General features: G+C 66.1%; 13 protein-coding genes and 5 pseudogenes. 1 reads left to right on the top strand and 17 read right to left on the bottom strand.

Annotated elements, in window-relative coordinates; translation table 11 throughout:
* Window positions 1-79 precede the first annotated feature (79 nt).
* A complete protein-coding gene (locus GT370_RS01775; RefSeq protein ID WP_333490003.1) occupies window positions 80-796 on the bottom strand; it encodes a pyrroline-5-carboxylate reductase family protein in 717 nt (238 codons plus the stop codon).
* 43 nt (window positions 797-839) lie between these two features.
* Complete coding sequence (locus tag GT370_RS01770; protein ID WP_008493535.1) at window positions 840-1,352, bottom strand: YbjN domain-containing protein; 513 nt, start codon at window positions 1,350-1,352, stop codon at window positions 840-842.
* 251 nt (window positions 1,353-1,603) lie between these two features.
* On the opposite strand from GT370_RS01770, the gene GT370_RS01765 reads away from it, so the two are divergent.
* Window positions 1,604-2,386, top strand: a complete 783-nt coding sequence (locus tag GT370_RS01765) for a tetratricopeptide repeat protein (RefSeq protein ID WP_008493536.1) — start codon at window positions 1,604-1,606, stop codon at window positions 2,384-2,386.
* A gap of 156 nt (window positions 2,387-2,542) precedes the next feature.
* Here GT370_RS01765 and eno read toward each other — a convergent pair whose 3' ends face one another.
* From eno to GT370_RS01690, 15 genes and pseudogenes are all read right to left on the bottom strand, one after another.
* A complete protein-coding gene (gene eno / locus GT370_RS01760) occupies window positions 2,543-3,823 on the bottom strand; it encodes a phosphopyruvate hydratase (RefSeq protein ID WP_008493537.1) in 1,281 nt (426 codons plus the stop codon).
* Window positions 3,824-3,909: 86 nt separating this feature from the next.
* Window positions 3,910-4,817: pseudogene (gene lpxC / locus GT370_RS01755) on the bottom strand (UDP-3-O-acyl-N-acetylglucosamine deacetylase).
* A 316-nt stretch (window positions 4,818-5,133) separates the two neighbouring features.
* Window positions 5,134-6,595, bottom strand: a pseudogene (gene ftsZ / locus GT370_RS01750) (cell division protein FtsZ).
* A gap of 62 nt (window positions 6,596-6,657) precedes the next feature.
* Window positions 6,658-7,950, bottom strand: a complete 1,293-nt coding sequence (ftsA, locus tag GT370_RS01745) for a cell division protein FtsA (protein ID WP_270183792.1) — start codon at window positions 7,948-7,950, stop codon at window positions 6,658-6,660.
* Window positions 7,947-8,954, bottom strand: coding sequence for a cell division protein FtsQ/DivIB (locus GT370_RS01740; RefSeq protein WP_008493543.1), 1,008 nt, complete (start codon window positions 8,952-8,954; stop codon window positions 7,947-7,949). The genes ftsA and GT370_RS01740 overlap by 4 nt, the downstream gene beginning before the upstream one ends.
* Window positions 8,942-9,844: a D-alanine--D-alanine ligase gene (locus GT370_RS01735; RefSeq protein WP_008493544.1), complete on the bottom strand. Its 903-nt coding sequence runs from the start codon at window positions 9,842-9,844 to the stop codon at window positions 8,942-8,944. Before GT370_RS01735 ends, GT370_RS01740 begins: the two co-directional genes overlap by 13 nt.
* Window positions 9,844-10,737: a UDP-N-acetylmuramate dehydrogenase gene (gene murB, locus GT370_RS01730; protein WP_008493545.1), complete on the bottom strand. Its 894-nt coding sequence runs from the start codon at window positions 10,735-10,737 to the stop codon at window positions 9,844-9,846. The genes GT370_RS01735 and murB overlap by 1 nt, the downstream gene beginning before the upstream one ends.
* On the bottom strand, window positions 10,734-12,170 hold the full coding sequence (gene murC, locus GT370_RS01725; RefSeq protein ID WP_008493546.1) for a UDP-N-acetylmuramate--L-alanine ligase: 1,437 nt from the start codon (window positions 12,168-12,170) through the stop codon (window positions 10,734-10,736). The genes murB and murC overlap by 4 nt, the downstream gene beginning before the upstream one ends.
* Window positions 12,167-13,260, bottom strand: a pseudogene (murG, locus tag GT370_RS01720) (undecaprenyldiphospho-muramoylpentapeptide beta-N-acetylglucosaminyltransferase). The gene murC and the pseudogene murG overlap by 4 nt, the downstream one beginning before the upstream one ends.
* Window positions 13,257-14,372, bottom strand: a complete 1,116-nt coding sequence (locus tag GT370_RS01715; RefSeq protein WP_008493548.1) for an FtsW/RodA/SpoVE family cell cycle protein — start codon at window positions 14,370-14,372, stop codon at window positions 13,257-13,259. Before GT370_RS01715 ends, murG begins: the two are co-directional and overlap by 4 nt.
* Entirely contained in the window at window positions 14,372-15,661 is a 1,290-nt protein-coding gene (gene murD / locus GT370_RS01710) for a UDP-N-acetylmuramoyl-L-alanine--D-glutamate ligase (protein WP_008493549.1), read from the bottom strand. The genes GT370_RS01715 and murD overlap by 1 nt, the downstream gene beginning before the upstream one ends.
* Window positions 15,658-16,746, bottom strand: coding sequence for a phospho-N-acetylmuramoyl-pentapeptide-transferase (gene mraY / locus GT370_RS01705; protein ID WP_008493551.1), 1,089 nt, complete (start codon window positions 16,744-16,746; stop codon window positions 15,658-15,660). Before mraY ends, murD begins: the two co-directional genes overlap by 4 nt.
* Window positions 16,746-18,076 (bottom strand): annotated as a pseudogene (locus GT370_RS01700) (UDP-N-acetylmuramoyl-tripeptide--D-alanyl-D-alanine ligase). The gene mraY and the pseudogene GT370_RS01700 overlap by 1 nt, the downstream one beginning before the upstream one ends.
* Window positions 18,073-19,454: pseudogene (locus GT370_RS01695) on the bottom strand (UDP-N-acetylmuramoyl-L-alanyl-D-glutamate--2,6-diaminopimelate ligase). Before GT370_RS01695 ends, GT370_RS01700 begins: the two co-directional pseudogenes overlap by 4 nt.
* Entirely contained in the window at window positions 19,441-21,405 is a 1,965-nt protein-coding gene (locus GT370_RS01690) for a peptidoglycan D,D-transpeptidase FtsI family protein (RefSeq protein ID WP_051060224.1), read from the bottom strand. Before GT370_RS01690 ends, GT370_RS01695 begins: the two are co-directional and overlap by 14 nt.
* Window positions 21,406-21,427 lie beyond the last annotated feature (22 nt).

The raw sequence follows: 21,427 nt of genomic DNA, 5'->3' as shown, positions 1-21,427 counted from the left end.
AGCGCGCGGGAGCGATCCGTGGCGGCCTGGATGGCTTCCCTGAATATTTTTGGCAGAGCGTCATCCGCGCGCAACAGTTTCAGCGCCTCGGCGGTGGTGCCGCCGGGGAGGTTACAGCCACACGTAGCGCTTCCGGGGTTTCGGCGGAGGCGGCGAGCAGGCTGGCGGAGCCGATCACGGTCTGGCGGGCCATGATGCGGGCGAGATCGGGCGAAAGCCCCTGATCCAGCCCGGCCTGCTCCAGCAATTCGGTCAATAAAAAGACATAGGCCGGGCCGCCGCCGGAAATCGCGGTGACGGCATCCAGCGCGCCCTCATCCTCAACCCAGGCGACCTGGCCGACGGCTTCCAGCAGCCTGGTGGTGAGATCGCGCTGCGCAAGCGAGACGCCGGGGCCGGGAAAGGCCACGGTGATGCCCTGGCGCACCGCCGCCGGGGTGTTGGGCATGGCCCGGACCACAGCCTTGGCGCCGCCGAGCAATGAAGCCACGCCCTGGGCGGTTTTGCCGGCCATGATGGAGATGAAGAGCGCGGTTTCGGCGAATTTCGCATAAGCGGGCAGCGCGGCGGCCGCCATTTGCGGCTTCACCGCAAGAATAACCGCTTCCGGCGCGAAATCCGCCGGGAGCTGGGCGGCATCGGCCAGCACGGTCACGTCCGGCCCGGCCAGGGTTTTGGCGCCCTCGGAAGGGTCGATGACGAAAGCGCGGGAGAGGCCCTGCTCACGCCAACCGGCGAGCATGGCGCTGCCCATGCGGCCACCGCCGATGAGCAGAAGGGAGGGAAGAGCGGTCATATAACCGCTCTAACCCATTGAAGGACGGTTTGGAATGTAGGGGTTACGCCTCGCCGACACATTCCAGCATGGCCGCCTCCAGCGCCTCATCCGCGCTCTTGCCGCCCCAGATCACGAACTGGAAGGCGGGGAAGAAGCGTTCGCACTCGCTGATGGCGATGTCGATCAGGTCCTCGATCGATTCCGAGGCGGCGCTGGGGGCGCCGCGCAGCAGCATGGCGTGGCGATAGACCGGCATGCCGGTCTCCTCATCCATGCCGAAATGGCCGATCCAGAGCCGCTCATTGGCCTTGGCCAGCAGCTCATAAAGGCCGGTGCGCTGCTTCGGCGGGGCCTTCATGTCAAAGGCGGCGGAGACATGCATGACGGAAATCTCATCCGACCAGCAGAAATACAGCCCGTAATCGCACCATTTGCCCTGGGCCTCGGCGGCGAGGTCGGACTCGGAGCGGCGGTCGAAGATCCATTCATTTGCTGAGATGACCTGTTCAACGAGGTCGAGCGGGTTGGCAACGTTGGTTACGTCGTCATCATTGGCGTAGGCCAGAGCGGTCATGCAAGGAACCTCCTTGTCACCATGAAAACCGGGTGAGACGATACTGGCAAAAGAGCCTGGACTGACAAAAGAGCTTGGCGTCCCGCGCAGAGTTTCTCCCCACGACTCGGATTTTATGGGGTTTTGTGCGCCGCGTACATTAATATTCCGTCCTTAAAGATTGTTTCGTCTGGCTGTCACCCATCCGCCGCAATGGATTATTATGCTAGAGACCCCCATATGACAGGCCGGATGCCTCAAGGACTCCTGATATGAGCAAATTCTCTTTTCCCCTGTTGGCGCTGGCCAGCGGGTTGATGCTGGCCCCTGCCCTGCCCGCGTTCGCGCAGGACGCGAGCCCGCGCCAGATCCAGACGATGATCGATAACGGCCAGAGCGGCCAGGCGATCAGCCAGCTGAAATCCGTGCTGAACACGCACCCGGATAGCGGCACCGCCTGGTATCTGCTGGCCGAGGCGCAGGATGCGCGCGGCAATGAAAACGCCGCCGCCCAGGCGCTGGCCAAGGCCGACCAGTACGCGCCGGGCCTGCCTTTTGCCAATGCGGCAAAGGTTTCGGCGCTGCGGGCGCATATCAATAACGGCTTATCCTCAGCCCAAGCGGGGGAGAGGCATCATGGAGGTGTCAGCATGGTGATGTTGGTGATTGGCGGGTTGATCCTGCTGTTCGTGGTACTGCGCCTGGTCTCCGGGTTCCGCCGGCAGCAGGTGTACCGCCCGTTCCCGGGCAATCCGAACATGCCGTATAATAATTATCCGCAAGGTGGCCCCGGCCCTTATGGCCCCGGCGGCGGCTATGGTCCGGCGGGCGGCATGGGCGGCGGGCTTGGCAGCTCCATCGTTTCCGGGCTGGCGGCCGGTGCGGGGTTTGCGGCCGGTGAGCGGATTGTGGATGGCATGATGGGCGGGCATGAGGCCCAGGCCGCGCCGCCGCAACAGGATTTCGGCCAGAGCCAGGATGACGGGCTGATGGGCAATCCCGGCTGGGATGATGGCGGCAGCAGCGACGATGATTTGAATAATAACAGCTGGTAGAAAGAAAAAAACGGCCTTTTTGAAAAAAGGCCGCTTCTTTCATAGCTATGAAACCAACGCTGCATGAGACGCCAAGGCTTCCCATGCAGCCATATCGACGACCTAAGGTCGCAGAAGTTTTTTGGTCCCGCTTTTTTTCAAAAAAGCGGGTTTTTCTTACCCAATCCTGCGCATCATCGGCCCGTAATACCGGCCGGTGCCGCCCAGCTCTGCCTCGATGCGGATCAGCTGGTTATACTTCGCCATACGGTCCGAACGGGCGAGCGAGCCGGTCTTGATCTGGCCGCAATTGGTGGCGACCGCGAGGTCCGCGATGGTGGCGTCCTCGGTCTCGCCGGAGCGGTGGGACATGACGGCGGTGTAGCCGGCGCGGTGGGCGATTTCGACCGCCTCCAGCGTCTCGGTCAGGGTGCCGATCTGGTTGACCTTGACCAGGATAGAGTTGCCGACGCCAGCGGCGATGCCGCGGGTCAGGCGCTCCGGGTTGGTCACGAACAGATCGTCACCGACCAGCTGCAGCTTGCCGCCGAGACGCTCGGTGAGCAGCTTCCAGCCCTCCCAATCATCCTCGGAGCAGCCATCCTCGATCGAGGCGATCGGGTAGCGGGTGCAGAGATCGGCCAGGTAATCGACGAACTGGCCGGCATCGAGTTTCTTGCCCTCGCCTTCGAGGTCGTAAATGCCGTTCTTGAAGAATTCGGTGGAGGCGCAATCCATCGCGAAGGTGATGTCCTCGCCCAGCTTGTAGCCGGCCTTCTCGACGGATTTGGCGATGAAGCCCAGCGCCTCGTCGGCGGATTTCAGGTTCGGCGCGAAGCCGCCCTCATCGCCGACATTGGTGTTGTGGCCGGCATCGTGCAGCTGCTTCTTCAGCGTGTGGAAAATCTCGGCGCCGATGCGCACCGCTTCCGCGATGGAAGAGGCGCCGACCGGCTGGATCATGAATTCCTGGATGTCGATCGGGTTGTCGGCATGCTGACCGCCATTGACGATGTTCATCATCGGCACCGGCAAAGTGCGGGCGGAGACACCACCGATATAGCGATAGAGCGGCAGGCCGTTATCGACCGCGGCGGCCTTGGCCAGCGCCAGCGAGACGCCGAGGATGGCGTTGGCGCCGAGCCGGGCCTTGTTCGGGGTGCCGTCCAGATCGATCAGGATATTATCGATGCCGACCTGGTCTTCGGCATCCAGCCCGCCGATGGCGTCCAGGATCTCGCCCTCGACGGCGGCGACGGCCTTGAGCACGCCCTTGCCGTTATAGCGGGACTTGTCGCCATCGCGCAGCTCGACGGCCTCATGCGCGCCGGTGGAGGCGCCGGAGGGCACGGCGGCGCGGCCAAAGGCGCCGGATTCCAGCAGCACATCGACCTCGACGGTCGGGTTGCCACGGCTATCGAGAATTTCGCGGGCGACAATGTCGGCAATGGCGGTCATGGACGGCTCCTCTGGTTTGCCCTGGCGAGGTAAACCAGCCCTTGCCACGATGCAAGAAGGCGAAGCGGACCGGAAAACGCGCTGATTTAAGCCGCGGTGAGCTGCAGCGGCGCTTCCAGCGCGCCGGTGGCGAGACGGTAATTCGCCTGATCCGCATAAACCGCCCGCAGCAGCTGGTTGTTCAGCGCATGCCCGGTGCGGCTGCCGATGAACCGCCCGGAGATCGGCGCGCCGGCGAGATAGAGATCGCCGATCACGTCCAGCAGCTTGTGGCGGACGAACTCATCCGCGTAACGCAGACCTTCGGGGTTCATGATCTTGTCGTCATCCACCACCACCGCATTGGCGAGCGAGCCGCCCCGGGCGAGCCCGGCCTGGCGCAGCGCCTCGATCTCACCGCGCTGGGTGAAGGTGCGGGCCCGGGCGATCTCATCGGCGAAGCCGGCGGTGGAGAGGTTGAAATGATAGGCCTGGGCGCCGATGGCGCGGGCGGCGAATTCGATGGAGAGGGAGATATCGAACCCGGTGCCGCCATCAGCGTGCGGGCGCAGCTCGGCGAAGGCGCCGTTCTGCTCGACCCGCACCGGGCGCAGAATTTCCAGCACCGGGCGGGCGCCGCCATGCTCGATGACGCCGGCGCTCTCGATCAGGAACAGGAAGGGGCGGCGGAGCCGTCGAACACCGGCAATTCCGGGGCGTCCACCTCGACGATGAGGTCATCCACCCCGGCGGCGGCCAAGGCCGCCATCAGATGCTCGATGGTGCCGATTTTGGCATCGCCGCGCGAAATCAGGGTGCAGAGGCGGGTGTCGGTGACATTGTCGAACTTCGCGGCGACATCGACACCGAGATCGGTCCGGCGGAAGACGATGCCGGTATTCAGCGCCGCCGGGCGCAGCGTGAGGCGCACATCCGCGCCGCTATGCAGCCCGCGCCCCACCGCCGAAATCGGCGCCTTCAGGGTGCAGCGGGCGGCAGCGTCGCGCTGGATCATGCTGTATCTGTCACGCAAAGACGACATTGAAATCCTGTCCATTAACCAGGCTCTAAATTACGCGTCTCGCTGCATTGCAGCCAATAAATCATTATTTCTGATTATTTCGCCATAACCATCTGATTTTAAATGAAGTTACAGAGCGCAACAAAGGATTGTGGCACGCCGCCTCAGATTGTTTTCGGCTTGTTCACGGGCCGCGCTCAGGCTCTGGTTGCGTAACGAACGCGCGCCGCACCGGTCATAAAAAAAACCCCGGGCGTTTTGCCCGGAGGTTTTTCGGCGGGGAGAGAGGGCCGCCTGGCCGGCTTGCGCCTTACTGGTTGCGGCGCAGGAAGGCGGGAATTTCCAGGCCGACCTCATCCATCTGCGCCGGGCGCACAGCGGCGCGGGGCTGTTCCTGCTCGTCGGCGCGCATCGCCGGTTCCTGGCGGTGCTGCGGCTGCGGTGCCGGGGCGGGCGCCTTGCTGGCGCCGAACCCGAACACGGATTTGAAGATGGAGGTGGGCTTGGGCGGCTCCGGGGCCCGCACCGGCGCCGGGCGGGGCCATGGCGGGGCGCATCGGGGCTGCCGGGCGCGGTGCCGGCGCCGGTTCCATATGCGCCTCGACATGCGCCGGGGCGACTTCATGCGGGCGCTGCTCGACGAAGGCCTTGGAGACCAGCGGCGCGGCCGGCGGCTCCGGCACGTAGCCCGCCGGGCGGCCGGAGCCCTGCTGGGCTGCATGCTGCGAGGCGACCGCCTGCACGAAATTATTATTTTCGGCGCTGCCGTTGACGACTTTCAAATTCGGCATGGCAACCGGGGCGGAATCGATGCCGGTGGCGACCACCGAGACGCGCACCTTGCCGGACATGGTCTCATCCAGAGACATGCCGAACATGATGTTGGCGTCGGTATCGACCTCCTCGCTGACGCGATTGGCCGCCTGGTCGATTTCGAACAAAGTGACATCGGAGCCGCCGGTGATGTTGATCAGCAGGCCGCGCGCGCCGCGCATGTTGGTGTCTTCGAGCAGCGGGTTGCTGATCGCAGCCTCGGCGGCGCGGATCGCGCGGTCCTCGCCCTCGGCCTCGCCGGTGCCCATCATCGCCTTGCCCATCTCGCGCATCACGGAGCGAACATCGGCGAAGTCCAGATTGACGATGCCGGGCATCACCATCAGATCGGTGACGCCACGCACGCCCATGTACAGGACGTTATCGGCCATCTCGAAGGCTTCTTTCCAGCCGGTGCGCTCATTCGCGACCTTGAAGAGATTCTGGTTCGGGATGACGATCAGCGTGTCCACATAGGCCTGCATCTCGATGATGCCTTCCTCGGCGGAACGCATGCGGCGCTTGCCCTCGAACGCGAACGGCTTGGTGACGACGCCGACGGTGAGGATGTCCCGCTCGCGCGCCATGCGTGCGATCACGGGTGCCGCGCCGGTGCCGGTGCCACCACCCATGCCGGCGGTGATGAACACCATATGGGTGTTCTCAAGATGCCGGGCCAGCTCATCAGCGGCTTCGTCAGCGGAGAGCTTGCCGATATCCGGCCGGCCGCCAGCGCCGTTGCCCTGGGTGAGGTGCGGGCCGAGCTGGATGCGCTTTTCCGCCAGCGAGCGCTGCAGCTGCTGCGCATCGGTGTTGGCGACAACGAATTCCACGCCGGGGAGATTCATCTGAATCATGTTGTTGACGGCATTACAGCCGCCGCCGCCGACGCCGAACACGGTGATCCGGGGTGTGAAATCCGTATGTGTGGGCTTATCGACTGACAAATGTAGGACCATGACTCTCTCTCCTCGAACAATACCGCTAAAGACCGCGTCGATTCTCTGTCAAACGCGATTTTTCAAAAAATCGACGAAGCTGCCGAACCAACCGGCACTGCGCTGGGCTTCAAAATTAATGTCCTGCAGGGCTGGCCATCGCCGGTGGCGAAGGCGAGCAGGCCGACAAGGGTGGCGAAATTCGGCGCGCCGGCCGCATCGGCCAGGCCGATGACGCTGGCCGGATGCCCCTGACGCACCGGGCGTTCCAGAATTTGCGAGGCCAGATCACGCACCCCGCCAAGCTGCGAGGCGCCGCCGGTGAGCACGACGCGGCCATTGCCGGCGCGGCCGAGACCGGCGGTCTCGAGTCGGTCCTTCACCAGCTCGAAAATCTCCTCGAGTCGCGGCTTGATGCAGGAGATCAGATGCGAGCGCGGCACCTGCGCGATCTGATGTTCCGTCTCGCCAACGGAGGGCACCGGCAGCAATTCGCGCGCATCGTCCGGCGAAGGATGGCAATTGCCGTGCAGCGCCTTGAGACGTTCGGCATGGGCGAGCGGGGTGGAAAGCCCCATCGCGATATCGGCGGTGACGTGATTGCCGCCGACCGGGATCTGCGCGGTATGCACCACCTGGCCTTCGAAGAACACCGCCATGGTGGTGGTGCCGCCGCCCATATCGATGATGGTGGCGCCAAGCTCGCGCTCATCGCGCACCAAAGCCGCCAGCCCCGCCGCGTAGGGGGCGGAGACCAGGGCGGCAATATCCAGCTCGCAGCGCGAGAGACAGGCTTGCAGCGTGCGCAGCGCGGTGGAGCTGGCATCCACCACATGCAGCTGCGCGGTGAGCGTGTCGCAGAACAGGCCGCGCGGATCGGTCACACCGGGGGTTTCGTCGGCGGAGAAATTCAGCGGCAGCGCATGGATGGTGACACGGCCTTCGGTGGAGGCGCGGGTGCGGGCCTCGCGCACCACGCGGCGAATATCATCGCTGTTCACCGCGCGGCCATCGACCGGCCATTGCACGTTGAACAAACGCGATTCCGGCTGGCCGCAGGAGAGATTGACATAGACGGATTTCAGCCGCTGATCCGCCATATCCTCGGCGGCGCCGACGGCGGCGCGGATGGTGCGCTCGGCCTGGTCGAGATCGACAATGCCGCCAGCCTTGATGCCCCGGCTCTGCTGCCAGCCAAAGCCCAGAGCGCGCATCCGGCCATCCGCCTCGGCCCGGCCGATCAGGCAGGCGACCTTGGTGGAGCCGATATCCAGCACCCCGAACGGGCCGGATTTCACCGCCCGGCCGCGCGGCAAATCCTCAGGCAGGGCGGGCTTGTTTTCCAACCGGGCGGCGCGGCGCGTCATGTTGTTCATTGTCCCTCCTGGCGGGTGTCAGGTTTGTTCTTTTTCTTCGACCCGTCGGATGTCGGGGTGGCGTAGGGGCGCACGACCAGCCTGCCATCCTGGCGCAGATCGATCGCCTCCACCGGACGATCCAGCAGCTGCATGGAACTTTGCAGACCGGCGAGCTGGGAGAGCGCATCCGCCTCATGCTCGGCCGGCAGCTTCACCACCGTCTGGTTCTTCAGGATCAGGTTCCAGCGCAGCCCATCCACCCATTCCGCCGCGGCGACATGAGACAACACGCTGGGCACGGCTTGCAATTCCGGGATCAGCTTGGCGGCCTGCTGCGGCGCGCCGGGGCCGGAGAGCAGCAGCAGGCCGGGCTGGCGATGCTTGGCCGCCGCCGCATCCTGGTCCTGGATCACGTTGCCTTTCTTGTCGATGAGCTGGAACACCACCTTGCCGTTCTGCACGCTCTGCCAGATGGCGTAGACATCGCGCTCGGTGACATTCACCACCAGCGTGCCGGGCAGGATGCGCTCAACCGTGGCACTCTGCACCGGCCCCAGCGCCTGCACCCGTTGCTGGATGGCGGCGAGGGAAAAGCCGAAGGTGGGATCACCATCCGTCACCCCGATGGCCTGCTTCAGCGCGGCATGATCGGTGGTGACAGCGCCGTTCACCTGCACCGCGCCGATGCGAAACCCGATGCCGGCCAGCGCATCCGCGAGCAGGCCGGGCTGCACCACGCGCGCGGGTGCTACAGGCGGCGCTTGGGTGATTTCGGTCGGCGCCTCGGCGACGACGTGGTGCGGCGCGCTGGGGAGGCTGCGCACCAGTTCTGTTCCCACCACCAGCAGCGCGATGCCGCCCATGATCCACAGGCCCGGCTTCAGGCTGCGTTTCACCCGGCGGAAGAACAGCACGCGTGGGCTGAGCCTATCCTGCGGTGGCGCCTTCTTGCCGCGCGGGCTGTTGCGCCGCGGGCGCGGCGTGGGGGCCAAAGAGCGTTCCAGCGTTTCTACACGCGGCATGCGGCCCTCTCCACCAGCCAGCTGCACAGGGCCGGGAAATCCATGCCCTGATACGCTGCCTGTTCAGGTAGCAGTGAGGTCGCGGTCATGCCCGGCTGGGTGTTCACCTCCAGCAGGATCAGCCTACCTGTGTCTTCGTCGTAGCGCAGGTCCGCGCGCGAGGCGCCGCGGCAGCCCAGCGCCTTATGCGCCGCCACCGCGATCTCCTTGGCGGATTGCGCGATATTTTCGGGCACCTGCGCCGGCAGCACGTGGCGGGAGCCGCCGGCGGCGTATTTGGCGTGATAATCGTAAAATTTCTCAGTCGGCAGAATTTCGGTGACGACCAGCGCGCGGTCTTCCAGCACGCCGACGGTGAGTTCGCGACCGGGGATATATTCCTCCACCATCGCCGCACCGAAATTCCAGGCGGAGACGATTTCCGCGCGGCGATTATCACCGGCCTTGACGATGGAGACGCCGACGGAGGAGCCTTCATTCACCGGCTTCACCACGTAGGGGCGCGGCAGCGGGTCGTGTGCCAGCAGCTCCTCGATCTCGATGATCTTATGCGCGGCGATCGGCAGGCCGGCGGCGGCGAAGATCGCCTTGGCCGCGCCTTTATCCATCGCCAAAGCCGAGGCGCGTACACCGGAATGGGTGTAGGGCAGGCCGATATAATCCAGAATGCCCTGGATGGTGCCATCCTCGCCAAAGCGCCCGTGCAGCGCGTTGAAGACGACATCCGGGCGGGGCTTCAGCGCTTTCAGCAGCGCCTCAAGATCGTCCGAGACGATAATCTCCGTCACCTCGAACCCGGCCTGGCGCAGCGCGCCGGAGACCTGCGCGCCGGTGTTGAGCGACACTTCGCGCTCGGAGGACATGCCGCCCATCAAAACCGCAACACGCATCACGCCGGCACTCCAATTCGTTTGATTTCCCACCGCAGCGAAACGCCGGATTTCTCCAGCACGCGCTTGCGGACTTCCTCGCCCAGCCCTTCCAGCTCAGCCGCCGTGGCGCCGCCGAGATTGAGCAGGAAATTACAATGCAAGTCCGAGACCTGGGCTTGGCCGACGGTCAGCCCCCGGCACCCTGCCCCATCCACCAGCTCCCAGGCTTTCTGGCCGTCCGGGTTGGCGAAGGTGGAGCCGCCGGTGCGGGCGCGGACCGGCTGAGTGGCTTCGCGCTTGGTCTTGATCTCGGCCATGCGCGCCGCGATCAAGGCAGGCTCGCCGGGTTGGGCGCGCAGCCGGGCACGCACCACCACCGCATCTGCGGGCAAGTTGGAATGACGGTAGGTTAGCCCCAGCTCCTGCACGGCCAGGCGTTTCAGCTCGCCGGCGCGGGTGACGATCTCGACCCAGTCCAGCACCCCGGCCATGTCCCCGCCATAGGCGCCGGCATTCATCGCCACCGCACCGCCAATGGTGCCGGGAATGCCGGAGAGAAATTCCAGGCCGCTCAAGCCAGCTGATGCCGCGTGCTCGGAGACGGTGATATCCAAGGCCGCCGCGCCGGCGATGATGCCATCCGCCTCGATCTCAACCTCGCCGAAGCCGCGCGCCAGCTTGATGACGACGCCGTTGATGCCGCCATCCCGCACGATCAAATTGGAGGCGGCGCCGATCACGGTGATCGGCATTTCCAGCGGCAATTGCGCCATGAAATCGCACAGATCCTGGATATCCGCGGGGCGCAGCAGGAACTCCGCCGGGCCGCCGACGCGAAACCACGTCATCGGCGCCAGCGTTTCGTTTTCCTTCAGGCGCCCGCGTGTCGCCGGGATCGTGCTTGCCATCATCGCCTGGCCCCCGCCGCCTTGGCCTGGGCCTGCAGATCGTTGAGCTGATGCGGCAGAGCGGCCGCCCATTGGGTGATGCTGCCGGCACCGAGGCAGACCACGTAGTCGCCATGGCGGGCGATGGCGTGCACCATCTCGGGCAGATGCGCGGGGTCGGCCATCGCCACCACCGAGCGGTGGCCGCGCGCGCGCAGCCCTTCGACCAGAGCTTCCTTATCGACACCTTCGATCGGCTGTTCGCCGGCGGCGTAGACATCCGCGACGATGACTGTGCCGGCATCGTTCATGCAGGCGCAGAATTCCTCGAACAGGCTTTGCAGGCGCGAGAAACGATGCGGCTGCACCACGGCGACCACATCGCGCGCGCCGGCCTGGCGCGCGGCCTTCAGCACCGCGGCGATTTCCACCGGGTGATGGCCGTAATCATCGATCACGGTGATGCCGCCGGCCTCGCCGGTTTTGGTGAAGCGCCGCTTCACACCGGCGAAATTCGCCAAGGCGGCTCTGATGTTCTGCTCGTCCACCTCCATCTCCAGCGCCACGGTGATGGCGGCGAGGGCGTTCTGGACGTTGTGGTTGCCGAGCATCGGCAGCTTGAAGGGACCGGCGCGGCGGGCACGGCCGGTGATGCGGTCCGAGATGCGGACCTCGAAGGTGGCGCCGTCCTTGGACGAGATGATGCGCTCGGCGCGCACATCCGCCTGCGGCGAGAAACCGTAGGTGATGACACGATGATCGGACAGAGCCGGGATCATCTGCTGGACGGCGGGATGGTCGATGCAGAGCACCGCGAAGCCATAGAAGGGAATATTGGCAACGAATTGGCGGTAGCCGGCTTCCATCGCCTCTTTGCTGCCCCAATGGTCCAGATGTTCCGGGTCCATGTTGGTGACGATGGTGATGACGGCGGGCAGGCGCAGGAAGGAGCCGTCCGACTCATCGGCCTCCACCACCATCCAGTCGCCGGAGCCAAGGCGGGTGTTGGAGCCGTAGGCATTGATGATGCCGCCATTGATCACGGTCGGATCAAACCCCGCCCCTTCCAGCACGCAGGCAACCAGCGAGGTGGTGGTGGTTTTGCCATGGGTGCCGCCGATGGCGACCGCCCATTTCAGCCGCATCAGCTCCGCCAGCATTTCCGCGCGGCGCACCACCGGGATCAGCTTGGCGCGGGCGGCGAGGACTTCCGGGTTGTCCTTCGGCACGGCGGTTGAAATGACAACGACCTGGGCCTGGCCAAGGTTTTTCGCATCATGGCCCACGGCGACCTGGATGCCGCCGGCGCGCAGGCGCTGCACATTGGCGTTCTCCGAGAGGTCCGAGCCTTGCACCTGGTAGCCCAGCTCATGCAGCACCTCGGCGATGCCGGACATGCCGATGCCGCCAATGCCGACGAAATGGATCGGCCCGATGGAAAGCGGAAGCGCTCTCATGCCGCCATCCTTTCCTGCACCAGATCCGCCAGCCTGGCGGCCGCTTGCGGCTGCCCCAACTGCGCGGCGGCGTCCGCGGCCTTCACCAAACTCTCAGGATTCATCAGTAACGTCTCGATCTTTTCAGCCAGGATGGCGGGGGTGAGACCATTTTGGTCCAAACGCAAAGCGGCACCGAAGGCGGCCAGGGCGTCGGCATTGGCGCGCTGATGGTCGTCAATGGCGCCGGGCAGCGGGATGAAGATGGCGGGACGCCCGGCAACGGCGATTTCCGCGACGCTGGAGGCGCCGGCACGGGAGATGACGAGATGAGCACCCGCCAGCAAGGCGGCGACATCCGCGAAGAAGGGGGAGAGCTCGGCCTCGATGCCGGCGGCAACATAGGCGGCGCGCACGGTATCCAGATCATCCTTGCGGACTTGCTGGGTGACGTGCAGGCGGGCGCGCAGCGCCTCGGGGAGCATCGCCAGAGCTTCGGGGACCAGGGTGGAAAAGATTTTCGCGCCCAGAGAGCCGCCGAGCACCAGCAGGACGATCACCTCGCCAGGCGGCGCATAGCCCTGCCCGGCCAAAGCGGCCACCGCCGGGCGGACCGGGTTGCCGACCGCGATGGTTTCGATCCTGCCCGGCAGACGCGTGGTGTTGGCGAAATTCAAAGCCAAGATGTTGGCGAAGCGCGACAGGAAGCGGTTGGCGCGGCCGAGCACGCCATTCTGTTCATGCAGCACCACCAAAGGCTTTTTGCCGCCCAGCAAGGCGGCGGCGAGTACGGGCGGCACTGAAGGATAGCCCCGAAGGCCACCACCGCGCCGGGGCGCAGGCCGCTCATGATGGCGCGCGCCTGCACCACACCTTGCGCCAGCGCCAGCGAGGCTTTCGCCGCGCGCTGCACGCCGCGCCCAGCCAGCCCGGCGCCGGAGAGCACGTGGTTTTCGGTCTGCGCGAAGACCGGGGAGTTGAGCCCGCCGGAGCGCGCATCGGTCATCAGCACCACGCGCTCGCCGCGCGCGATCAGCTCCGCCGCCAGCGCTTCGGCCGGGAAAAAATGCCCGCCGGTGCCGCCGGCGGCGATGACGATGGGGGCCTTCATTGCGTGTCCCCCGCATGGCGTTTTCGGGTCAGCGCCAGCAGGAAGCCCATCTGGATGGAAATCGCCAAGGCCGAGGAGCCGCCATAGGAGATGAAAGGCAGCGTCATGCCCTTGGTCGGGATCAGCGAGAGCGAGGAGGCCATGTTGACGAAGGCCTGGAAGCCGAACCCGGCGATCAGCCCGCCGGCGGCCAGCACCACGAACAAATTCGGCTCACCCAGCAGCCGCACCAAAGCGCGCAGCACGATGGCGGCGAACACCGCGATGATGAAGGCGCAGAAAAACAGCCCGAACTCCTCGCCGGCGACGGCGAAGACGAAATCCGCGCGCGCATCCGGCAGGAAGTGCTTCACCTGGCCCTCACCCGGCCCGAGCCCGAACATGCCGCCATTGCCGAAGGCCATCAAAGCCGTCTGTGCCTGGCTGCCTTTCGGCGGGTCGATGAACATCATCACGCGGGTATGCACGTGGGTGATGAAGAAGAAGGCGTAAACCCCCGCCAGCGCCACCAGAACTCCCGCGCCGGCCACCCATTTCATCTCCATCCCGTCCAGATAGAACTGGGTGAAGACGATCATGGTGAACAGGAAAGTGGTGCCGATATCCGGCTGCATCTTCAAAAGTGCCGCGGTGGCGATGAACACCGCAATCGCCGCGCGCCGACCGGGAAAGCCCGGGGTGCGGCGGGATTCGGCGATGCACCAGCCAATGACGATGATGAAGGCCGGGCGCAGGAATTCCGAAGGCTGGATGGTGAAGCCCGGCAGCGAGAGCCAGCGCTTGGCGCCATCCACTTCCGTGCCGTGTAGCAAAGTGAAGGCGGTGAGCAGATAAAAGATGATGCCCATGCCAAGGGCCGCCAGCTTCACCTGGCGCAGCGAGAGCATCGAGAGGCCGACCATGGTGATGCCGCCAATGACCAGGAAGCCGATCTGCTTGATCATGTCCTGGGTATGCGGGTCCGAGAGATGCAGCGTGATGCTGGGCATTGCCGCCAGCGCCAGCACGTAGCCGATGCCCAGCAGCACGGCGAGCGCCATCATGGTGACGCGGTCCACACTCCACCACCAGCGGCCGACGATTGAGGTATCAGCGCGGGAGAGCGAGGGCATCAGGCTTCTCCTTTCGCCAGAGCGGTGAAACGCGCGCCACGCAGTTCGAAATTCGGGAACTGGTCGAAGCTGGCCGTGGCCGGGGAGAACAGCACGATGCCGCTGCCGGCCTTCGCCGTCGCGTAGGCGGCGGGCACGGCGCGGTCCAGCGTTTCGACAAATTCGTTGGGAATGCCGGCCGCGTTGAGCCGCGCCGCGAATTCCGGGCCGTCACGGCCGATCAGATAGGCTTTCTCGATGCGCGGGAAGAGCGGGGCGAGATCCTCGATGCCGCCTTCCTTGCCGATGCCGCCGGCGATCCAGACGAAGCGCTCATACACGCCCATGGCGCGGGCGGTGGCATCCGCATTGGTGGCCTTGCTGTCATTGATGAAGCGCACGCCGTCGCGTTCCGCGACCAGCTGGGCGCGGTGCGGCAGGCCGGGGAAGCTGATGATGCCTTCGGCGATCGCCGCCTGGGGCACGCCAAGACCCATCGCCAGGGCAGCGGCGGCCAAAGCGTTCTGGGCGTTATGTTCGCCGCGCAAGGCCGGCGCGCCGGTGTCCTGGCCCTTGCCGGAGATTTCCAGCAGCTTGGCCGGGCGGGTGCGCAGCCAGGCCGCCATCTCGCGGGAGGGCGCGTCGTCCATGCCGATCACCGCCAGGCAGGTTTCGTCCTGGCGCGCGAAAATCTCCCGCTTCGCGGCCGCGTAGCCTGCCATGTCGCCATGGCGGTCCAGATGGTCGGGCGAAAGATTGAGCATCACCGCAACATCGAAGCGCAGGCTGGCGAGTCTCTCCAACATATAGCTGGACATTTCGAGCACATAGACGCCGTCATCCGGCAGGATCGGCAGCGAGAGCGCCGCCGGGCCGAGATTGGCGCCGGCCTCGGTGGGAATGCCGGCGACGTGCAGGATATGCGCCAGCAGCGCGGTGGTGGTGGATTTGCCGTTGGTGCCGGTGATGCCGGCGAAACGCGCCTTGGAGCCAGAGGCGCGCACCGCCTGATAGAGCAGCTCGGCATCCGTCAAAACCGGGATGCCCTGGGCCAGCGCCCAGGCGGCTTGCGGGTGGGGTTTAGGCAGGCGGTGAGGAATACCCGGCGAGAGCACCAGCGCATCGAAGCGCCGGCCCGATTCGGAGGGTTGGCCAACCGCCAGCCCTTCGGCGGCAGCGGCCTGGCGCGCGGCCTCGCCATCGTCCCAGACCAGCACATCGGCGCCGAGATCGCGCAGACGCCGGGCCGCCGGCAGCCCTGCCCGCCCCAGCCCGACCACCGCGTAGGATTTGCCGGAGAAGAGGCTCATCGGATTTTCAAGGTGGCCAGACCCACCAGCCCGAGGATCATCGAGATGATCCAGAAGCGGATCACGATGGTCGGCTCCGCCCAGCCTTTCTTTTCGAAATGATGGTGCAGCGGCGCCATCAGGAACACCCGCTTGCCGGTGCGCTTATACCAGAACACCTGCACGATGACGGAGATGGTCTCGACCACGAACAGCCCGCCGACGATCGCCAGCACGATCTCATTCTTGGTCGCCACCGCCACCGCGCCCAGCGCGCCGCCCAGCGAGAGCGAGCCGGTATCGCCCATGAACACCGCCGCCGGCGGGGCGTTGAACCAGAGGAAGCCCATGCCGGCACCGATCAACGCCGAAAGAAAGACGGTGAGTTCACCCACGCCGGGGATGAAATGGATTTCCAGATAGCCGGCGAAGATGCGGTTGCCGACCAGATAGGCGATCAGCCCGAACACGGCGGCGGCGATCATCGTCGGCACGGTGGCCAGCCCGTCCAGCCCGTCGGTGAAATTCACCGCATTGGCGGAGCCCATCATCACCAGCAGCCCGAAGAGGGGGAACATGAAGCCGAGCGGGATCAGGAAATTCTTCAGGAAGGGCACGGCCACACCATCGGCGATGGCATGCGGCATCAGATGCGTCATCCAGAGCGCGGCGATCAGCCCGATCGCGGCCTCGCCCAGCAGCCGCACCCGGCCGGAGACGCCCTTGGTGTTGCGCTTGGTCAGCTTCAGGAAATCATCCGCGAAGCCGATGACGCCGTAGCCGAAGGTGACCATCAAGGTCGCCCAGACATAGCCATTGGAGAGATCCGCCCAGAGCAAAGTGGAGGCGCCCAGCGCCAGCAAAATCAGGGTGCCGCCCATGGTCGGCGTGCCCTTTTTCTCGATCAGATGCCGCTCCGGCCCGTCCGTGCGGATCGGCTGGCCGTGGCGTTGCATGGCGCGCAGCTGGCGGATCAAACGCGGGCCGAGCCAGAAGCTGATCACCAGAGCGGTCAGGCAGGCGCCGCCAGCCCGGAAGGAGATATAGCGGATCAGGTTGAAGGCATGGATATGCCCGGCGAGGGGAAGCAGAATCCAGTAAAGCATCAGCCGGGACTTTCCAGGGCAGAGATCACGTCACGCATGCGGCTGCCATGGCTGCCTTTCACCAACACCGTGTCACCATCGCGCAAGGCGGCTTTGACCAGGGGGCGAGGCTTGCCGCGTCAGGCGCACGCGCGCCCTGAATGGCCCGGGGCAGCGAGTCGAACAAAGCCCCGCAATGCGGGCCGGCGGTAAACACAATGTCAGCGGCCTCGCGTAGGGGGCGGCCAGGGCCAGATGCTCGGCCTCGGCGAAATCGCCCAACTCCAGAATATCCCCAGCACCGCCACATGCCGGCCCGGCTGCAGCTTCAGCACCGAGAAGGCAGCGCGCAGCGAGGCGCCGGAGGCGTTATAGCTCTCATCGATCAGCGCGATGCGCCGCCCATCCTCCAGCCTGATATCCCGCCTTGCGCCGCGCCCGGCGAAGGGGCGAAGCCATTGAGGGCGGCGGCGGCCATCTCCACATCCAGATCCAAAGCGGCGGCGGCGGTGAGCACGGCGAGCGCGTTGCTGGCCATGTGCCGGCCCGGGGCGCGCAGGTGGAAATAGACCTTGGTATCGAGGATTTCGGCGGCGATTTCGGAAGCTTCCGGGCCGTTCAGCACGTCCAGCAGCCGGGCCTCGGCACCGTTGAAGAGCAACGCGCAATGGCCGGCCGGCACCGCCTCGCGCAGCACCTGCAGATAGGCGCTCTCACCGGGGATCACCGCCTTGCCGGCGGCGCTGAGCGCGCCATAGATGCTGGCCTTTTCCTTGGCGATGGCGAGCTCCGAGCCCATCATGCCCAGATGCGCGCGGTCGACACAGGTGACGATGGCGACATCCGGCCGCACCAGGGCGGCCAGCGGCGCGATCTCGCCAGGATGGTTCATGCCGATTTCGAAAACGCCGAAATCCGCGTCATGCGGCATCCGCGCCAGGGTCAGCGGCACGCCGATATGGTTGTTGAAGCTGGCCTCGGCGGCATGCACCACGCCGAAAGCGGCCAAGGTGCGGCGGAGCATCTCCTTCACCGTGGTCTTGCCGACCGAGCCGGTGACGGCGACGAGCTTGGCCTCCGAGCGTTCACGCGCGGCCACACCCAGCTGTTCCAGCGCCTTCAGCACGTCCGGCACCAGAATATGCGGGCCCTCCACCGGGCGGGAGACCAGGGCGGCGGCGGCGCCTTTCGCGAAGGCGGCGGCGACGAAATCATGCCCGTCACGCTCGCCCTGCAGCGCCACGAACAGATCGCCGGGGCGCAGGGTGCGGGTGTCGATGGAGAGGCCGGTAATGTCGTAGCCGGCGCCGAACAGAACCTGCAGCTCCTCGGCGGTCCATAGCGCGCTCATGCCACCCCTCCCAGCGCGCGGATCACCGCGGCGTCGTCAAACGGGATCACCTCACCCTTCACGATCTGCCCCTGCTCATGGCCCTTGCCGGCCACCACCAGCACATCGCCCTCGGCCAAACCTTCCAGTGCGGCCCCGATGGCGGCGTGGCGGTCGCCGATCTCCTTTGCGTCAGGGCAGGCGGCCAGGATGGCGCGGCGGATGGCGGCGGGGTCCTCGCTGCGGGGGTTGTCGTCGGTGACGATGACCACATCCGCGCCGCGCGCGGCTTCCGCGCCCATTAATGGCCGCTTGCCGGGGTCACGGTCGCCGCCGGCGCCGAAGACGATATGCAGCCTGCCGGTGGCGTGCGGGCGCAGAGCCGAGAGCACGCGGGCGATGGCATCCGGGGTGTGGGCGTAGTCAACATAAGCCGCCGCGCCGTTGGGCAGCACCAGCGCGCGTTCCAGCCGGCCGCGCACCCCGGTGAGCTGCGGCAGGTAGGAGAGCGCGTCGGCCACCCCCAGCGCCTCGGCCAGGGCGGCGGCCAGGGCGGCGTTATCCGCCTGGAAGCGGCCGGGCAGAGGCAGCGCCACCGCGCGTCCATTCATCGTGAAAGCCTGCCCGTCCGGGCGCGGCGAAACCGCCTCCACCGCGACGGTCTCGAAATTCTGGCCGTGGCGGCGGGCAGCATCGCGCAGGCTGGCCAGCATATCGGCATCCAGATCCGCCATCGCCCGCCCTGCCCCGCCGCGCTTCAGCAGCGCCTCGAACAGCCGCAGTTTGGCGGCGCCATAGGCCTGCATCGAGCCGTGATAATCCAGATGGTCGCGGGTGAGATTGGTGAAGCCGGCGGCGCAGAAGCGCAGACCGTCCAGCCGGTGCTGGTCCAGCCCGTGGCTGGAGGCTTCCATCGCCACATCATTCACCCCTTCGCGCGCCAGACCGGCCAGGGTGGCGGCGAGCGTCACCGGGTCCGGCGTGGTCAGGCTGCCGGCGGGCTCATGCCCCGGCGCGATCACCCCCAGCGTGCCCATCGACGCCGCCTTGCGCCCGGCCAAAGTGAGGATCTGGCGCAGGAAATCCACCGTGCTGGTCTTGCCGTTGGTGCCGGTGACGGCGACCAGCCGCTCCGGCAGCTTGCCGAAAAACTCCACCGCCAGCTCGGCCAGCTTGGCGCGCGGGTCCGGGGCGGTGATCAGCCGGCGCGGCGGCACGCCGGGGGGCCAGAGCGTGCCCTCGGGGCGAGCACCGCGATCGCGCCGCGCGCCACCGCCTCGGCGATGAAGCGCCGTCCATCCGCCTTCACCCCCGGCAACGCCGCGAACAGATAGCCCGGCTGCACCGCCCGGCTATCCGCTGTTATGCCGATCACACCCTGCATCTCAACCTTGCTCATATCCGGTGTCCCGCGCCGTCATATGGCTGCCCATCATCGGGGAGACCGGCGCCATCACCCCGTCATGCGTCTTGCGGCCCTTGGAGGCGGCGGGCTTGGCCTGCGCCCCTTGCGGCTCATCCTCCTTGGCGGCGGCGCTGTTGGCCTGGGGCGGCTTCTTGCCCATCAGCTCATAGGCGAAGGCATTCGCTCCCGGCGGCAGCGGATCGCCCGGCCCCAGCGCGCGCTGGCCCGGCGGCGGGGTCGGGTCCAGCGGCACGGTCAGCTTCGCCTCCAGCTGCGCCAGCTGGTCGCCGGTGGACGGCATGATGCCCAGCATCGGCCCCATCCGCGCGATGATCCGCGAGACGGTGGGGGCGGCGATGAAGCCGCCGGTGGTGAAGCCGAAGGTGGTCTTGTCCGGCTTGGGCTGCAGCACCAGCACATAGATCAGATATTGCGGATCCTGCATCGGGAACGCCGCCATGAAGGAGGCGTTGTTGGTGTGCAGCAGATAGCGCCCATTCGGCCCCACCACCTGCGCCGTGCCGGTCTTGCCGCCGATGATGTAGCCCGGCACCCCGGCATATTTGCCGGTGCCGAACAGCACCACATTGGTCATGATCTTGCGCATCAAGTCCGAGGTGCTCTGCTGCATAATGCGAACGCCCTGGGGCTGCGGCCCGTTCGGGTCCACCTTCAGCAGGGTCGGATCATAGCGGATGCCGCCATTGACGATGGGGATGGTGGCGGTGACCAGCTGCAGCGGCGAAATCGCGATGCCGGCGCCGAAGGACACGGTCATCGTCGCCGCCAGGCCCCAATTATCCTTCGACGGGAAAAGCGGCATCGGCGGGCCGGGGAGCTGGATGTCCAGCGGCTTGAAGAAGCCCTGCTTGGCGTACCAGGCCTGCTCGATCTTCGGCCCCAGAATGGTGGCGATGCGCGAGGCGCCGATATTGGAGGAGACGTTGATGATCTCCGGCAGCGCCATCCATTTATTCGTCGGCTCGAAATCGGTGATGTGGAAACGGCCGATCTTCAGCGGGTGGGTGGTGTCGAAATAATCCCACCAATGGATCAGCCCGCTATCCAGCGCCATCGAGGCGGTCTGCAGCTTGAACACCGAGCCCGGCTCGTAATTGCCATTGACGCAGCGGTTGAACTGGTTGTTGGGCTTGGCCGCGCCGTAATCATTGACGTCGTAATCCGGCAGGCTGACCATCGCCACCACTTCGCCGGTCTTCACGTTCATCACGATGGCGCAGGCGCCCGGGGACTGGAACTCCTTCACCGCCGAGGCCAGCTCGTCATGCACGATGCTCTCGATGCGGGCATCGATGGAGAGCTGCAGCGGCTGCGGGTCGGTGGTCAGGCGCTTATTGAAATATTCCTCGACGCCGGCCACACCGGAGCTGTCGATGCGCACCCCGCCCAGAATATGCGCGGCGAGATTGCCATCCGGATAATGCCGCTCCTCGCGGTTTTCGAAATACACGCCGGGAATGCCGAGCGAGTTCACCGCCAGCTCTTCCTGCGGGGTCAGCCGGCGGTCGAGATAGACGAATTCCTTGCGCTTCTCGGCGGGCACGCCATCGCCCAGCTGATGCGCGAGCCAGGCCTGGTTGGCGCCGGGCAGCGCGTTGGCCAGCACCGTGGCGGCGGCCTGCGGGTCGGGCACCTGCTGCGGGTCGGCGTAAAGCGAGGCGCCGGGGAGAGAGACGGCGAGGATGACGCCGTTGCGATCGACGATGTCGGCGCGCGAGGGCGGCGGCGGGGTCTCGGAGAGCTGCGGCGTCATCGCCGCGATCTGCGCGGCGCTGGGATGGATCGGCGCCACCACCGTCGCCCAGATCAGCTTCAGCCCGAGCAGGCTGAACAGGCCGATGAAGACGAAAGCGCCGATGACCAGCCGGCCCCGGGCGCGCTCCAGCGCGCCGCGCTGGTCGAGATCCGAGCCGGTGACGCGCACCTGCTCGGCGCGCGGCGAGTCG

It is taken from the genome of Acidocella sp. MX-AZ03, assembly GCF_027626035.1.
GTDB lineage: Bacteria > Pseudomonadota > Alphaproteobacteria > Acetobacterales > Acetobacteraceae > Acidocella > Acidocella facilis.
The sequence above is the reverse complement of the archived record's forward strand: the minus strand, read 5'-3'. Positions and strand labels throughout refer to the sequence as shown.

Excerpts from the sequence above, each read along its gene's own strand:
- ftsA (WP_270183792.1), bottom strand. The coding sequence starts at position 7,950 with ATGAACAACATGACGCGCCGCGCCGCCCGGTTGGAAAACAAGCCCGCC.
- murC (WP_008493546.1), bottom strand. The coding sequence starts at position 12,170 with ATGAGAGCGCTTCCGCTTTCCATCGGGCCGATCCATTTCGTCGGCATT.
- GT370_RS01765 (WP_008493536.1), top strand. The coding sequence starts at position 1,604 with ATGAGCAAATTCTCTTTTCCCCTGTTGGCGCTGGCCAGCGGGTTGATG.
- GT370_RS01775 (WP_333490003.1), bottom strand. The coding sequence starts at position 796 with ATGACCGCTCTTCCCTCCCTTCTGCTCATCGGCGGTGGCCGCATGGGC.
- GT370_RS01715 (WP_008493548.1), bottom strand. The coding sequence starts at position 14,372 with ATGCCCTCGCTCTCCCGCGCTGATACCTCAATCGTCGGCCGCTGGTGG.
- murD (WP_008493549.1), bottom strand. The coding sequence starts at position 15,661 with ATGAGCCTCTTCTCCGGCAAATCCTACGCGGTGGTCGGGCTGGGGCGG.
- eno (WP_008493537.1), bottom strand. The coding sequence starts at position 3,823 with ATGACCGCCATTGCCGACATTGTCGCCCGCGAAATTCTCGATAGCCGT.
- murB (WP_008493545.1), bottom strand. The coding sequence starts at position 10,737 with ATGATGGCAAGCACGATCCCGGCGACACGCGGGCGCCTGAAGGAAAAC.
- GT370_RS01770 (WP_008493535.1), bottom strand. The coding sequence starts at position 1,352 with ATGACCGCTCTGGCCTACGCCAATGATGACGACGTAACCAACGTTGCC.
- GT370_RS01740 (WP_008493543.1), bottom strand. The coding sequence starts at position 8,954 with ATGCCGCGTGTAGAAACGCTGGAACGCTCTTTGGCCCCCACGCCGCGC.
- GT370_RS01735 (WP_008493544.1), bottom strand. The coding sequence starts at position 9,844 with ATGCGTGTTGCGGTTTTGATGGGCGGCATGTCCTCCGAGCGCGAAGTG.
- mraY (WP_008493551.1), bottom strand. The coding sequence starts at position 16,746 with ATGCTTTACTGGATTCTGCTTCCCCTCGCCGGGCATATCCATGCCTTC.